This window comes from Hydrogenophaga palleronii NBRC 102513, assembly GCF_001571225.1.
GTDB lineage: Bacteria > Pseudomonadota > Gammaproteobacteria > Burkholderiales > Burkholderiaceae_C > Hydrogenophaga > Hydrogenophaga palleronii.
Map to the genome: position 1 here is coordinate 170866 of NZ_BCTJ01000001.1, position 14442 is coordinate 185307.

General features: G+C 68.5%; 9 protein-coding genes. 4 read left to right on the plus strand and 5 right to left on the minus strand.

Going from position 1 to position 14442, the window contains the following annotated elements:
- Positions 1-2: 2 nt before the first annotated feature.
- The 4 genes from dapE to dapC all read right to left on the minus strand — a co-directional run bounded on the left by dapE (position 3) and on the right by dapC (position 4616).
- Positions 3-1175: a succinyl-diaminopimelate desuccinylase gene (gene dapE / locus HPA01S_RS00845; protein ID WP_066265434.1), complete on the minus strand. Its 1173-nt coding sequence runs from the start codon at positions 1173-1175 to the stop codon at positions 3-5.
- Between the two features lie 19 nt (positions 1176-1194).
- Positions 1195-2355, minus strand: a complete 1161-nt coding sequence (locus HPA01S_RS00850) for a PilT/PilU family type 4a pilus ATPase (protein WP_066265437.1) — start codon at positions 2353-2355, stop codon at positions 1195-1197.
- A 161-nt stretch (positions 2356-2516) separates the two neighbouring features.
- On the minus strand, positions 2517-3350 hold the full coding sequence (gene dapD, locus HPA01S_RS00855) for a 2,3,4,5-tetrahydropyridine-2,6-dicarboxylate N-succinyltransferase (RefSeq protein ID WP_066265439.1): 834 nt from the start codon (positions 3348-3350) through the stop codon (positions 2517-2519).
- A 42-nt stretch (positions 3351-3392) separates the two neighbouring features.
- Positions 3393-4616: a succinyldiaminopimelate transaminase gene (dapC, locus tag HPA01S_RS00860; protein WP_066265441.1), complete on the minus strand. Its 1224-nt coding sequence runs from the start codon at positions 4614-4616 to the stop codon at positions 3393-3395.
- A 195-nt stretch (positions 4617-4811) separates the two neighbouring features.
- Here dapC and smc point away from each other — a divergent pair, with 195 nt between their 5' ends.
- The 4 genes from smc to HPA01S_RS00880 are packed head-to-tail and all read left to right on the plus strand — an operon-like array spanning position 4812 to position 12746.
- Entirely contained in the window at positions 4812-8330 is a 3519-nt protein-coding gene (gene smc / locus HPA01S_RS00865) for a chromosome segregation protein SMC (RefSeq protein WP_066265446.1), read from the plus strand.
- Between the two features lie 14 nt (positions 8331-8344).
- Positions 8345-9508 (plus strand): cell division protein ZipA C-terminal FtsZ-binding domain-containing protein, encoded by a 1164-nt coding sequence (locus HPA01S_RS00870; RefSeq protein ID WP_066265447.1) that lies wholly within the window; start codon positions 8345-8347, stop codon positions 9506-9508.
- Complete coding sequence (gene ligA / locus HPA01S_RS00875; RefSeq protein WP_066265450.1) at positions 9509-11596, plus strand: NAD-dependent DNA ligase LigA; 2088 nt, start codon at positions 9509-9511, stop codon at positions 11594-11596. It begins immediately after the preceding gene.
- 7 nt (positions 11597-11603) lie between these two features.
- Positions 11604-12746, plus strand: a complete 1143-nt coding sequence (locus HPA01S_RS00880; RefSeq protein WP_066265456.1) for a hypothetical protein — start codon at positions 11604-11606, stop codon at positions 12744-12746.
- Here the strand turns inward: HPA01S_RS00880 and HPA01S_RS00885 are convergent.
- Entirely contained in the window at positions 12725-14428 is a 1704-nt protein-coding gene (locus tag HPA01S_RS00885; RefSeq protein ID WP_066265458.1) for a ShlB/FhaC/HecB family hemolysin secretion/activation protein, read from the minus strand. The two genes, HPA01S_RS00880 and HPA01S_RS00885, sit on opposite strands and share 22 nt — an antisense overlap.
- Positions 14429-14442 lie beyond the last annotated feature (14 nt).

Below are 14442 nucleotides of genomic sequence, written 5' to 3' on the forward strand. Positions count from 1 at the left end.
GTTCAGGTGTTGGCGCGCACCTGGGCAGCGAGCTGCTCCAGCGTGCGGCGGTAAATGTTCTTCAGCGGCTCGATGTCGGCCACGGCCACGTGTTCGTCGATCTTGTGGATGGTGGCGTTGGGCGGGCCGAGTTCGATCACCTGCGGGCAGACCTGGGCGATGAAGCGCCCGTCGCTGGTGCCGCCGGTGGTCGAGAGCGTGGTTTCCACGCCGGTCTCGTCGCGGATAGCGGCGCGCACCGCGTCCACCAGCGTGCCCGGCGGGGTGAGGAAGGGGCGGCCGCCCAGCGTCCAGGCCAGATCAAAGTCGGTCTCGGGCGACAGGCCGTGGCGCTGCAGCAGCGCCACCACCTGCTGTTGCAGGCCTTCGGGCGTGGACTCGGTGGAGAAGCGGAAGTTGAAGTCGATCACCACCGTGCCCGGGATGACGTTGCTCGCACCGGTGCCGCCGTGGATGTTGCTGACCTGCCAGCTGGTGGGCGGGAAGAAGGCGTTGCCTTCGTCCCACACCGTGGCCGCGAGTTCGGCCAGTGCCGGGGCAGCCAGGTGGATGGGGTTCTTTGCCAGGTGCGGGTAGGCGATGTGGCCCTGGATGCCCTTCACCGTGAGCTTGCCGCTCATGGTGCCGCGGCGGCCGTTCTTGATCATGTCGCCGGTGCGCTCGACCGAGGTCGGCTCACCGACGATGCACCAGTCCAGGCGTTCACCGCGTTGCTGCAAGGCGTTGCAGACCACCACCGTGCCGTCGAGTGCAGGGCCTTCTTCGTCGCTGGTGAGCAGGAAGGCGATGTCGATCTCGGGCGCCGGGTTCGCGGCGACGAATTCCTCGCAGGCCACCACCATGGCGGCCAGCGAGGTCTTCATGTCGGCGGCACCACGGCCGAACAGCTTGCCGTCGCGGTGGCTCGGCACGAAGGGGTCGCTGGCCCAGGCGTTCAGCGGGCCGGTGGGCACCACGTCGGTGTGGCCGGCGAACACCAGCGTGGGCCGCTGGCCGCTGCCGAGGCGCGCCCAGAGGTTGGTCACGCGGAAGTCGGCCGGGCCGCTTTCAATGGTTTCGCAGGCAAAGCCCAGCGGTGCCAGCCGCGCCACGAGCATCGCCTGGCAACCTTCATCGCGAGGGGTGACGGAGGGGCAGGCGATGAGGGCTTCGGCCAGGCGGAGGGTGTCGGTCATGCGGGGCGGCGGGTCGGAATCAGAATTTGACGTCGAGGGTGAACTCGGTGAAGGTGGCGTTGTCGCCGCCGTCCTCTTCCTGGCTCTGCGCCGCTTCGCTCGCCTTGCTGGCGTTGAAGTCGTTCTGCAGGCGCCACAACAGGTTGTTCGGCGAGTCGGCGTGGGCCAGGCCTTCGTTGCGCGTGACCAGGCCGTCGTTGATCAGGCGCGCCAGGTCCTGCTCGAAACTCTGCGAGCCTTCGGCCAGCGACTTTTCCATCGCCTCGCGCACACCCGAGAAGTCGGCCTTCTGGATCAGGTCGGCCACCAGCGCGGTGTTGAGCATGACCTCCATCGCCGGCACGCGGCTGCCGGTGTGCGTGCGCAGCAGGCGCTGCGAAACGATGGCGCGCAGCGCGGCCGCCAGGTCGCCCAGCATGGTGGGGCGCACCTCCACCGGGTAGAAGCTCAGGATGCGGTTGAGCGCCTGGTAGCTGTTGTTGGCGTGCAGCGTGGCCAGGCAGAGGTGGCCTGATTGCGCGTAGGCGATGGCGGCCGACATGGTTTCACGGTCGCGGATTTCGCCGATCAGGATCACGTCGGGCGCCTGGCGCAAGGCGTTCTTCAGGGCGACCTGCAACGAGGCGGTGTCGGGCCCGATCTCGCGCTGGTTCACCACCGATTTCTTGTTGCGGTAGACGTATTCGATCGGGTCTTCGATGGTCAGCACATGGCCGGTGGCTTGCTCGTTGCGGTGGTCGATCATGGCCGCCAGCGTGGTGCTCTTGCCCGCGCCGGTGGCGCCGACCATCAGCACCAGGCCGCGTTTTTCCATCACCAGGTCGGCCAGCACGGGCGCAACGTTGAGCGAGTCCAGCGGCGGGATGTCGCCCGGCACGAAACGGATCACCACCGCCACGTGGCCGCGCTGGTGGAAGGCGCTGACGCGGAAGTTGCCCAAGGCTTCGAGCGGCACCGCCATGTTGAGCTCGCCGGTTTCCTGCAACTCCTCCATGCGGGTCGGTGGCAGGATTTCGGCCAGCAGGTTGCGCGGCGCGTCCGGTGGCAGCACCTGGCTGTTGATCGGGATGGTCTGGCCGTTGATCTTGATCATCGCCGGCGCATGCGCCGTCAAGAACACGTCCGAGGCCTTCTTGTCAGCCATCAGGCGCAGGATGCGTTCCATTGTTCCGCTGCTCATACCGAACCTTTCATGCCATCAAGTCAGTAGATATTCAACGAAGGAAAACCGCTCGCCGCCGCACGATGACTGCCATCCAGGGCACTCAAGGAGCCGGCTCCGCCGGTCCCGGAGTGCACCCCCTTGAGGGGGGGCGCGCAGAGCGCAGCGGGGGTGCTCATTCAATCACGCAGCAGGTCGTTCAGGCTGGTCTTGGAACGCGTCTGCGCGTCCACCGTCTTCACGATGATGGCGGCGTAGCTGCTGTAGTCCTTGCCGCCGGCGGTCTTCTTCGGCAGGCTGCCGCTGATGACCACGCTGCCGGCCGGCACGCGGCCGAAGGTGGTTTCGCCGGTGTCGCGGTTGAAGATCGGGGTGCTCTGGCCCAGGTACACGCCCATGCCCAGCACCGAGTTCTCTTCCACGATCACGCCTTCCACCACCTCGGAGCGGGCGCCGATGAAGCAGTTGTCTTCGATGATGGTCGGGTTGGCCTGCAGGGGTTCAAGCACGCCGCCCAGACCGACGCCGCCGGAGAGGTGCACGTTCTTGCCGACCTGCGCGCAGCTGCCCACCGTGGCCCAGGTGTCGACCATGGAACCTTCGCCCACGTAGGCACCGATGTTCACGTAGCTGGGCATCAGGATCGCGCCCTTGGCGATGTAGCTGCCGCGGCGCGCCACGGCGGGGGGCACCACGCGCACGCCGGTGGCCTTCAGTTCGGTTTCGCTCAGGTGGGCGAACTTGGTCTTGACCTTGTCGAAGAAGCCGAGGTCGCCGGCGCGCATCATTTCGTTGTCCTGCAGGCGGAACGACAGCAGCACCGCCTTCTTGATCCACTGGTGCACCGTCCACTGGCCGATGGCCTCGCGCGTGGCCACACGCAGCGAGCCGTTGTTGAGCCCTTCAATCACGTGTTCCACCGCGTCCACGATTTCCTTGGGGGCGGAAGCGGGGGCGAGGTCGGCACGGTTTTCCCAGGCGTTGTCGATCAGGGTTTGCAGTTGTTGGCTCATGTGTCTCAGGGCAATGGTGAAGAAAAAGGGACGCGCGCCGCTTCAGGCGCGGCGCGAGAGGAACTGGTGGATGCGGCGCGCGGCTTCCAGGCATTCGGCGGATTCGGCCACCAGGGCCATGCGCACGCGCCCGGTGCCGGGGTTCACGCCGCCAGCTTCGCGGGCGAGGTAGCTGCCGGGCAGCACCGTGACATTGTATTGAGCCAGCAGCGCCCGGGCGAAGGCTTCGTCGGCGCTCAGGCCGGCCGCGGCGTCGGCAAACGAGGCCGGCACGCCCGCCCAGAGGTAGAACGAGGCGTCGGGCAGGGCCACATCCAGCACCTCGGCCAGCACCGGCGTGACCTGCTCGAATTTCTCGCGGTACTGGCGGCGGTTGTCCACCACGTGCTCTTCGTCGCTCCAGGCCGCCACGCTGGCGGCCTGCACCACCGGGCTCATGGCGCCGCCGTGGTAGGTGCGGTAGAGCAGGAAGGGCTTGATCAGCGAGGCGTCGCCGGCCACGAAGCCGCTGCGCAGGCCGGGCACGTTGCTGCGTTTGGACAGGCTGGTGAAGATCACCAGCCGGCGGAAATCGCTGCGGCCCAGGCGCTGCGCGGCTTCCAGGCCGCCCAGCGGCGCTTCGTCGCGGAAGTAGATCTCGCTGTAGCACTCGTCGGAGGCGATCACGAAGCCGTGCCGGTCGCTCAGCTCGAACAGCATGCGCCACTCGTCCAGCGGCATCACCGCGCCGGCCGGGTTGCCGGGTGAACACACGAACAGCAGCTGCGTGCGCGCCCAGACCGCTTCGGGCACGCTGTCCCAGGCGGGGGCGAAGTTGCGCGCCGGGTCGCTCGCCACGTAGTGCGGCTCGGCCCCGCCCAGCAGGGCCGCGCCTTCGTAGATTTGATAGAACGGGTTGGGCATCACCACCGTGGCGCCTGTGCGTGTCGGGTCGATCACCGTCTGCGCGAACGCAAACAGCGCCTCGCGCGAGCCGTTGACCGGCAGCACCTGGGTGGCCGCGTCCAGCGCCACGCCATAACGCCGCTGCACCCAGCCGGCACAGGCTTCGCGCAGGGCCGGGGTGCCGGTGGTGGCCGGGTAGGCGCTCAGGCCGGTGTCGAGCGCGCTGGCCAGGGCCTGTTTCAGGAAATCGGGGGCGGCGTGTTTGGGTTCGCCGATGCCCAGGCTGATGGGCCGCAGGTCGGGGTTGGGGGTGACGTCGGCAAAGAGCTTGCGCAGCCGTTCGAAGGGATACGGCTGCAGGCGCGAGAGCAGGGGGTTCATGGCCGAGGATTATCGGGCTTGGCGCCGCCGGCCCGCGGCGCTGGCGCGGGAGGCTGGTGCGGCGGCCCTGCGCAACGCCTCGTGCCGACACGGCATGCGCTCGATGGGGGTGCGTGCGCGTTATCATCAAGCCCGTTCCCACCGCGCTCCCCGCGGTGAAAATGCCTTTGAATTCAATCACTTGGGCTTCCCAGCGTGCGTCTCAACTCGATCAAGCTCTCCGGCTTCAAGTCCTTCGCCGAACCCACCAACTTCATGCTGCCCGGGCAACTGGTCGGTGTGGTCGGCCCCAACGGTTGCGGCAAGTCCAACATCATGGATGCGGTGCGCTGGGTGCTGGGCGAGTCCAAGGCCTCCGAGCTGCGCGGCGAGTCCATGCAGGACGTGATCTTCAACGGCACCACCTCGCGCAAGCCGGCCAGCCGTTCCAGCGTCGAGCTGGTGTTCGACAACAGCGACCACCGCGCCGGCGGCCAGTGGGGCCAGTTCGGTGAGATCGCCGTCAAGCGCGTGCTCACGCGCGACGGCACCAGCAGCTACTACATCAACAACCAGCCGGTGCGCCGCCGCGACGTGCAGGACGTATTCCTCGGCACCGGCCTGGGCCCGCGCGCCTACGCCATCATCGGCCAGGGCACCATCAGCCGCATCATCGAGAGCAAGCCCGAAGAGCTGCGTCTGTTCCTCGAAGAAGCGGCCGGCGTGTCCAAATACAAGGAGCGCCGCCGCGAGACCGCGCACCGCCTGGCCGACACGCGCGAGAACCTCACGCGGGTGGAAGACATCCTGCGCGAACTCAACGCCAACCTCGACAAGCTGGAAAAGCAGGCCGAGGTGGCGGCGCGCTACAACACGCTGCAGGCCAGCGCCTCGCTAAAGCAGCATCAGCTGTGGTTCCTCAAACGCAGCGAGGCCGAGTCCGACCAGGTGAAGGTGAAGACCGACGCCGCGCAGGCGGTGAACGACCTGGAGTCGCGCACCGCCGACCTGCGCCGCATCGAGTCCGAACTCGAAACCATCCGCCAGGCGCACTACGCCGCGGGCGACCAGGTCAACCAGGCGCAGGGCAAGCTGTACGAAGCCAGTGCCGAAGTCGGCAAGCTGGAGGCCGAGATCCGTTTCGTGGTCGAAGGCCGCCAGCGCGTGGAGCAGCGCCTGGTGCAGCTCAAGGAACAGATCGCCTCCTGGGGCACGCGCAGCCAGGACGCCGCGGTCGAGCTGGAACAACTCGCCGAGTCCATGCTGCAGGCCGAAGACCAGTCGGTGGTGCTGGCCGCCCAGGGCGAAGAACAACAAGGGGCGCTGCCCACGCTGGAAGACAACCTGCGCCAGGCGCAGACGCGCGCCAACGAGCAGCGCGGCAGCGTCACGCAGGTGCAGCAGCAGATCCAGGTGCTGGCCGCCGAACAGCGCAACGTGGAAGAACAGAGCCGCTCGCTCAACCAGCGCCGCGAGCGCCTGATGACCGACCGCAACGCCCTGGCCGCGCCCGACGAGGCGCGCCTGCTCGACGCCCAGGCCCAGCTGGCCAGCGCACAGGAAACCGCCGAACTCAACGACGCCGTGCTGCTTGAACTGCAGGACAGCGTGCCGCAACTGGACGAGGCGCGCCGCGGTGCGCAGCAGTCGGTGAACAGCGAATCCGCCAAGCAGGCCGACCTCTCGGCCCGCATGGAGGCTCTCAAGGCCTTGCAGGAAAAGGTCAAGACCGACGGCAAGCTCAAGCCCTGGCTGGCCAAACACGGCCTCGACGGATTGCAGGGCCTGTGGAGCCGCATCCACATTGAAACCGGCTGGGAAAACGCGCTCGAAGCGGCGCTGCGCGAACGCATGGGTGCGCTGGAGGTGTCCCGGCTCGACATGGTGCGCGCCTTCGGCAACGACGCGCCGCCCGCCAAGCTCTCGTTCTACAGCCCACCCGCTGCGGCCGCCGCGGCGGGCAGCGCCTCCGGCCTGAAGCCGCTGGTGCAATGGCTGCGCCTGAGCGACGCCGGCCTGCAGGCCCTGTTGGCCGAATGGCTGCACGGTTGCCTGACGGCCAGCAACCTGGAGGAAGCGCTGGCCCAGCGCGCGCAGTTGCAGCCGGGTGAGGTGATCTTTGTCGCCAGCGGCCACGCCGTCACCGCGCACAGCGTCAGCTTCTACGCGCCCGACAGCGAGCAGGCCGGTCTGCTGGCGCGGGCGCAGGAAATCGAGAACATCGACAAACAGCTCAAGGGGCAGGTGCTCATCGCCGAGCAGGCGCGCACCGCGCTGATCCGCGCCGAAGCCGCCTACAGCGACGCCTCGCAGCGCCTGGTGAGCGCGCGCCGCGAAGCCGCCGAGTCGCGCAGCCGCGCGCACGAACTGCAGGTGGAGGCGCTGCGCCTGACGCAGCTGGCCGAGCAGACGCGCGCGCGCAGCCAGCAGATCGGGGCCGACCTGGCCGAGGTGGACGCCCAGCTCGAAGAACTGCAGGAGCGCCGCGTGACCGCCGAGGCACGCTTCGAAGAACTCGACATGCAACTGGCCGACAGCCAGGAGCGCCACGCCCAGCTGGACGACAAGGTGATCGAGGCCGAGCGTGCCTTGAACCAGGCGCGCGAACAGCAGCGCTCGCTGGAACGCACCGCGCAAGAAGCGGTGTTCGCCCTGCGCAGCCTGCAGGCGCGCCAGAGCGAGTTGCAGCGCGCCATGGAAACCGCGGCCACGCAGGAAAAGTCGCTGGCCGAAGAAGAGCAGCGCGCCGCCGATGAACTGGCACGCCTGAACGACGCCGCCGCACAGGCCGGCCTGCAGAACGCCCTGGCCATGAAGCTCGAACGTGAGCAGGCCCTGGGTGCGCTACGCAGCCAGTACGACGAACTCACCGCCAAGCTGCGCGCCAGCGACGAACGCCGCCTGCAGCTGGAACGTGAACTGGAGCCGCTGCGCAACCGCATCACCGACTTCCAGCTCAAGGAACAGGCCGCGCGCCTGGGCGTGGAGCAATACAGCCAGCTGCTTGAAGAAGCCCAGGCCGATCTGGCGGCGGTGGCGCAAAGCGTCACCGAAGGCAATGTGCGCCTGACCGGCCTGCAGGGCGAGATCGACCGCCTGCACCGCGAGATCCAGGGCCTGGGCGCGGTCAACCTGGCCGCGCTGGACGAACTCACCGCCGCGCGCGAGCGCAAGACCTTCCTGGACGCGCAGTCGGCCGACCTGGTCGAGGCCATGAACACGCTGGAAGACGCGATCAAGAAGATCGACAACGAAACCCGAGAGCTGCTCGGCAGCACCTTCGAGACCGTCAACACGCACTTCGGCCGCATGTTTCCCGAGCTGTTCGGCGGCGGCAACGCCAAGCTGGTGATGACCGGCGAGGAAATCCTGGACGCCGGCGTGCAGGTGATGGCACAGCCACCCGGCAAGAAGAACCAGACCATCCACCTGCTCTCGGGCGGCGAGAAGGCGTTGACCGCCATCGCCCTCGTGTTCGCCATCTTCCAGCTCAACCCGGCGCCGTTCTGCCTGCTGGACGAGGTGGATGCGCCGCTGGACGACGCCAACACCGAACGCTATGCGAAACTCGTGACCGCCATGTCCAAGGAAACCCAGTTCCTGTTCATCAGCCACAACAAGATCGCCATGGAAATGGCCAAGCAGTTGATCGGCGTGACCATGCAGGAGCAGGGCGTCTCGCGCATCGTCGCGGTGGACATGGAATCGGCCGCCGGCATGCTTGAACCCACCTGATCAGAACCCTCTCCATGAGCACACTGCAAATCGGTCTGGCCATCATCGGAGGGCTCGTGCTGGCGGGCGTCGTGGCCTACAACGCCTGGGTCACCAACAAGAGCGCTCCGCGCACCGTGCGCGAACGTGAACGCGGTGGCGAACCGCGCGACGAGCACACGGGCGACGAAACCTTGCCCTACACGCCGGCCGATCTGGCCGAGCACGAAGTCCAGCGCATCGACCCGGTGCTGGACGATGGCGACGGCCTGCCGGGCACCCCGGTCGCCACGCCCTTGCAGCCCGATCCCGCCGCGGTGGCGGTGGCCGCTGCGGCCGTCAGCCTCAACCCCCTGATGGCCCAGCCGCCCGAAAAACGCCCGGGCCTGGACGCGCTGATCGACGTCATCGCCCCCCTGTTGCTGGAGCACGAGGTGTCGGGCGACGCGCTGCTGGCCGCCTTGCCGGGCACCCGTCGCGTGGGCAGCAAACCGTTTGCGGTGGAAGGCCAGAGCGAAACCACCGGCGAGTGGGAAGCCCCGCGCCTGGGCCAGCGTTACCGCGCGTTGCAGGCCGGCGTGCAGCTGGCCAACCGCTCGGGCGCGCTCAACGACATCGAATTCTCCGAGTTCGTGGTCAAGGCCCAGGCCTTTGCCGACGCGGTGGGCGCCTCGCCCGACTTCCCGGAGATGCGCACCGAGGTCTCGCGCGCCCGCGAACTCGACGCATTTGCCAGCGGCCACGACGCCCAGCTCGGCTTCACCATCCGCGCGCGCCGCACCGCCTGGAGCCCGGGTTATGTGTCGCAGCACGCCGCCAAGCTCGGTTTTGTGGCCGGGGCCTTGCCCGGGCGCATGGTGCTCTCCGGCAGCCAGAGCGGCCAGGCACCCATCCTCAGCCTGCTGTTCGACCCGCAGGCCGCCATGGCCGAAGACCCGGAGCAGAGCGCGCTGCGCGAAGTCGCGCTGTCGCTCGAAGTCACCCACGTGCCGCGCAGCGAACAACCGTTCTTGCGCCTGCGCCAGGCCGCCGAGGCGCTGGCCGAAGCCATGGAAGGCGTCGTCACCGACGACGGCGGCCAGCCCCTGTCGACCGAGACCATGGACCGCATCGGTGCCGACCTTGAAAGCCTGTACGACGCCCTCGACAGCCGTGACCTCTCGGCGGGTTCCCCGCAGGCACGCCGCCTTTTTTCCTGAATGACCGAAGACCTTTTCGCCCAGCCGTCGCCCGCGCCGGCCGAGCGTGCTGCCGAGCTGCGTGCTCAGCTGCACCACCACGCCCACCGTTACTACACGCTCGACGAGCCCGAGATTCCCGACGCCGAGTACGACCGGCTGTTCCGCGAGCTGCAGGCCATCGAGGCCGAGCACCCCGAACTGCTCACGGCCGATTCGCCGACGCAGCGCGTGGGCAGCGCGATCCTCAAGGAGCTGGAGCCGGTGCGCCATGCCGTGCCCATGCTCAGCATCCGCACCGAGACCGACACCGAAGCCACCGGTGCGGTGGCCTTCGATGCGCGCGTGCGGCGCGAGCTCAAGCTCGACGACACGGCGCCACCGGTGGACTACCTGGCCGAACTCAAGTTCGACGGCCTGGCCATGAGCCTGCGCTACGAACACGGTGTGCTGGTGCGCGCCGCCACCCGCGGTGACGGCGAGACCGGCGAGGACGTGACGCACAACGTGCGCACCATCCGGCAGATTCCGCTGCGGCTGCCGCAGGACGTCGGTGTGCCCGAGGTGCTGGAGGTGCGCGGCGAGGTTTACATGCGGCGCGACCAGTTCGAGCAGCTCAACGAGCGCCAGCGCGCCAGGATCGCCGCCGGTGCCAAAGGCGAAAAGACCTTCGTCAACCCGCGCAACGCCGCCGCCGGCGCGGTGCGCCAGCTCGATTCCAAGATCACCCGCGAGCGGCCCCTGAGCTTCTTCGCCTATTCCTGGGGCGAGGTGCTGGGCGACGCCGCACCGCCCGAAACCCAGTACGACTGGCTCATGCGCCTCAAAGCCTGGGGCTTTCCGGTGGCCGAGCAGACCACACGCTGCCGCGGTGCCGACGACCTGGTGGCCTTTCACCGCCGCATCGGTGCACTGCGCGACACCCTGCCGTTCGACATCGACGGCGTGGTCTACAAGGTGGACTCGCTGGCCTTGCAGAAGCAGATGGGTTTCGTCACCCGCGAGCCGCGCTGGGCGGTGGCACACAAGTACCCGGCGCAGGAGCAGCTCACCACGGTGCAGGCCATCGACGTGCAGGTCGGCCGCACCGGCAAGCTCACGCCGGTGGCCAAGCTGGCGCCCGTGTTCGTGGGCGGTGTGACGGTGACCAACGCCACGCTGCACAACGAACTGGAGGCGCGCCGCAAGGACGTGCGCGTGGGCGACACCGTGGTGGTGCGCCGCGCCGGTGACGTGATTCCCGAGGTGGTGTCGGTGCTGCTGGACAAACGCGAAGGCGATCCACCACCGTTCACCATGCCCAGCCACTGCCCGGTGTGCGGCAGCGAAGCCGTTCGCGAAGAGGGCGAGGCCGACCACCGCTGCACCGGCGGCCTGTTCTGCGCCGCGCAGCGCAAGGAGGCCATCCTGCACTTCGCGCACCGCCGCGCGGTGGAGATCGAAGGCCTGGGCGACAAGCTGGTGGAGCAACTGGTGGACAGCGGCCTCATCAAGACCCTGCCCGATCTGTACAAGCTCGGCTTCGCGTCGCTGGCCGGGCTGGACCGCATGGCCGAGAAGTCGGCCAACAACATCGTGGCCGCGCTGGAAAAATCCAAGCAGACCACGCTGCCGCGTTTCCTGTTCGGCCTGGGCATCCGCCACGTGGGCGAGGCCACGGCCAAGGCGCTGGCGCGCCACTTCGGCCAGCTCGACCGCGTGATGGACGCCAGCGTGGAAGCGCTGGCCGAAGTGGACGACGTCGGCCCGGTGGTGGCGCAGAGCATCCACACCTTCTTCGAGCAGCCGCACAACCGCGAGGTGGTCGAGCAACTGCGCGCCTGCGGCCTGACCTGGGAAGAGGGCGAGCCCGCGGCGCGCGCACCGCAACCCCTGGCCGGCAAGACCTTCGTTCTCACCGGCACCTTCCCCACCCTCAGCCGCGACCAGGCCAAAGACCTGCTCGAAGCCGCCGGCGCCAAGGTGGCCGGTTCGGTGAGCAAGAAGACCGACTATGTGGTAGCCGGCACCGAAGCCGGCAGCAAGCTGGAGAAGGCGCAGACCCTGGGTGTGGCGGTGATCGACGAAGCCGCCATGCTCGCCCTGCTGGACGGCGGCGCCGCGGACTGAACGCAGCATGTGGTTCTCGGTCGGGCTGCTCAGCCTGTGCGTGATCCTGGCGTTTCAGTTCCGTTACCGCTGGCATCGGCCGTGGTTGGGGGAGCAGGCGTCGACCACAAAAGGCGTGCGGCACCGCTACACGCTGCTGACCTACAAGGATTCGGTGCGGGGCATCCAGTTCGGCGTCGATGTGCCGGATTTCTTCCGCTTCGAACTCAAGCGCGAAACCGCAGCCGACCGATTCTTCAAATGGGTCGGCCTGTCGGTGGAGCAACAGTTCGGCCATGACGGCTTTGACAGCCTGGTCTACGTCGCCTCCAACGACCAACACCTGCTCAACCGCGTGGCCGACAGCCCGGCGCTGCGCGAGGCGGCCCTGAAGCTGTTCACCCGCATCGCCGGCGGCTGCCCGGTGCGGCGTGTGTGGTGCGCGCACGGGCAGCTGGTGGTGCAGTTGCGCCGCCCGGGCCTGTTCTCGCGGAAGAAAGACGAGCACCACCTGAACCTGGCGCGCACCTCGGCGCTGCCGTTTCTCGAGCAGATGGCAAAGGCCTTGCGCGGCAGCCGGCAGCCCGATGCACCGGTAGGCCAGCGCGACCCTTACCTGCTGCCCGCCGTGGTGCTGCTCTCGATTTCGACAGCGCTGGCCATCAACGGCGCGGTGTTCCTGTCGCGCCCCTTGCTGTTCGACAACGCCTTTCTGGTCGACACCGCACCCCTCGTGCGCCTGACGCTGTGGGCCGGCAGCCTGCTGCTGCTGGGCTTGCTGGCGGCCCATGTGCTGCTGCTGGCGCGCAGCGCGCGCGCCCACCTGTTCCTGCTGGAGCTGTTGCTGGTCGGCTCCTTCGGTGCCTACAGCACCGCCGCCAGCGAACTGCGCGAGGCCAACATCGAATGGGATGTGTCGGCACCCACGCTGCGCGAGGCGCCGGTGCTGCGCAAGTCCACCAGCCGTTCGCGCCGCAGCGGCACGAGCTACCACCTGCACGTGCGCGACTGGCGCGATGCCTCGGTCAGCCGCAACATCAAGGTGTCGCGCGCGTTCTACGAATCCATCAACCCGGGCCGGACGCTGGTGTTCGAAGAGCGCGCCGGCTACTTCGACGCCGCCTGGGCGCGCCTGGTCGGCGCCAAGGTTCAGGACCCGTCCAGCCGGTAGCTCAGCGTGATGTGGGCGCGCCAGTCGCGCTCGGGGTTTTGCGGCGTGCGGTCGCCCGTGGGTCTGGACAGCGCCAGGTCCAGGTTGTAGTGGCGCAGGTTGCTCAGCCGCAGGCCCAGGCTCACCGAACGCAGCCGCTCGGGCGCGGGTGTGCCGACGCGGGTGTGCACGCGCGCCGCCTCGAACAGCAGGTACGGCTGCCACTGGCGCAGCCAGGTGCTGTCCAGGGTGAAGGTGCGGTTGAGTTCGGCGCCCACGCCCCAGCCCGAATCGCCCACGGCCACGCCGGGTGCGTAGCCGCTGGCGAAGCGGTTGCCGCCGAAGGAAATGCGTTCGCTGCTCGGCAGGCTGTGCGGGCTGTATTGCGCGGCCGACGAGAGCGCGATGCCGAAGTGGTTGGCAAAACGCCGCTGGTAGGCAGCTTCGGCCTGCAGGCGCGCAAACGCCAGCTTGGCGGTGCCGGGCCCCGACAGGCCGGGCACGTTGCTGGTGACGGCGGCCGAGGCGCCCAGGCCCGACATGCCGTGGCTGAGTTTCAGGTTCAGTTGCAGGGCGTCGTCGCTGCCCTGGCCGTTGAAGGCCAGCTGGGCGAACACGGCGCGTACCCGCGTCTCGTCGGTCAGCTCGGCACCGTTGGCCGGGTTGTGGATGTTCTCGCGCGTGTTCACCCCGTACAGGCCGCCGCTGGCCACCCAGTTCGCTTCGCGCGAGAGGCGCAGCGGCAGGCTGGCGGTGATCTCGGCGCGCTCCACCTCGGTCTGGCGCTGCAGGCCGCTGCTGTTGCGGATGCCCAGCTGTTCGTCCGGGTCGCCCCGGTATTGCGACACCGAGCCCTTGACCGACCAGCCCTGGTCGCCCAGCGCCTGCTCGACGTGCAAGGCGTTGAAGTGGTCGTTCTTCGCGGTGGACAGCAGGGTGGACACGCCGATCTGGCTGCCGGGCAGCAACAGGTTGTTGGCCACACCGGTCAGCACCGCGCGGGGTGTCGGCTTGCGCGTCTCCAGGCCCATGCTCACATCAAAAGCCTGGTGCTGCGCCTGGATCACCAGGGTGGTGGCACCGTCGGTGCTGGTCGGCACCGGCACCTGGGCCTGCACCGCCACGCCGGGCAGCCGCCCGAGCAAGCCGGTGACGTGTTCAAAGGTGCGGGTGCGCAGCGGCTTTTCGCTGCGGATCTGTTCGGCTATCTCGCGCAGCTTCGCCTCGGCCGGACCGGCGTTGCCTTCGATGCGCACCGTCTGCACATGGCCTTCCACCGCCACGATGCGCACCACACCGTGCTGGAAATCCTGCAGCGGCACGAAGAAGAAGGACAGCGCGTAACCACGCTGCTGGTACAGCGCCGTGGCCTGCTGGCTGCGCTCGACGAGCTCGGCCACCGTGAGCGACTGGCCCACGAGCGGCGCGAACAGCGCCGCCACGGTCTCGAAGGGGATGGACTTCACGCCCTCGATGTCGAACTTGCCCGGAGTGATGCGCGAGGCCAGCACCGCGGCGGCGGGCGCTGCGGGCTGCTCCACGTTCACCTGCACACCGGGGAGGGCGGGCGCGGGCAGGGCCGGACGTGGCAGGTTGTCCAGCGGGCTGCCCACGGGTGCGGCGCCTTGAGCGTTCGCCGCCGTGGCCACCCACCAGGCGGCTCCACACAGCAGAACCTGGCGGGTGATCGGGTGTCGCGGCATGGGGCAGGGCGGGC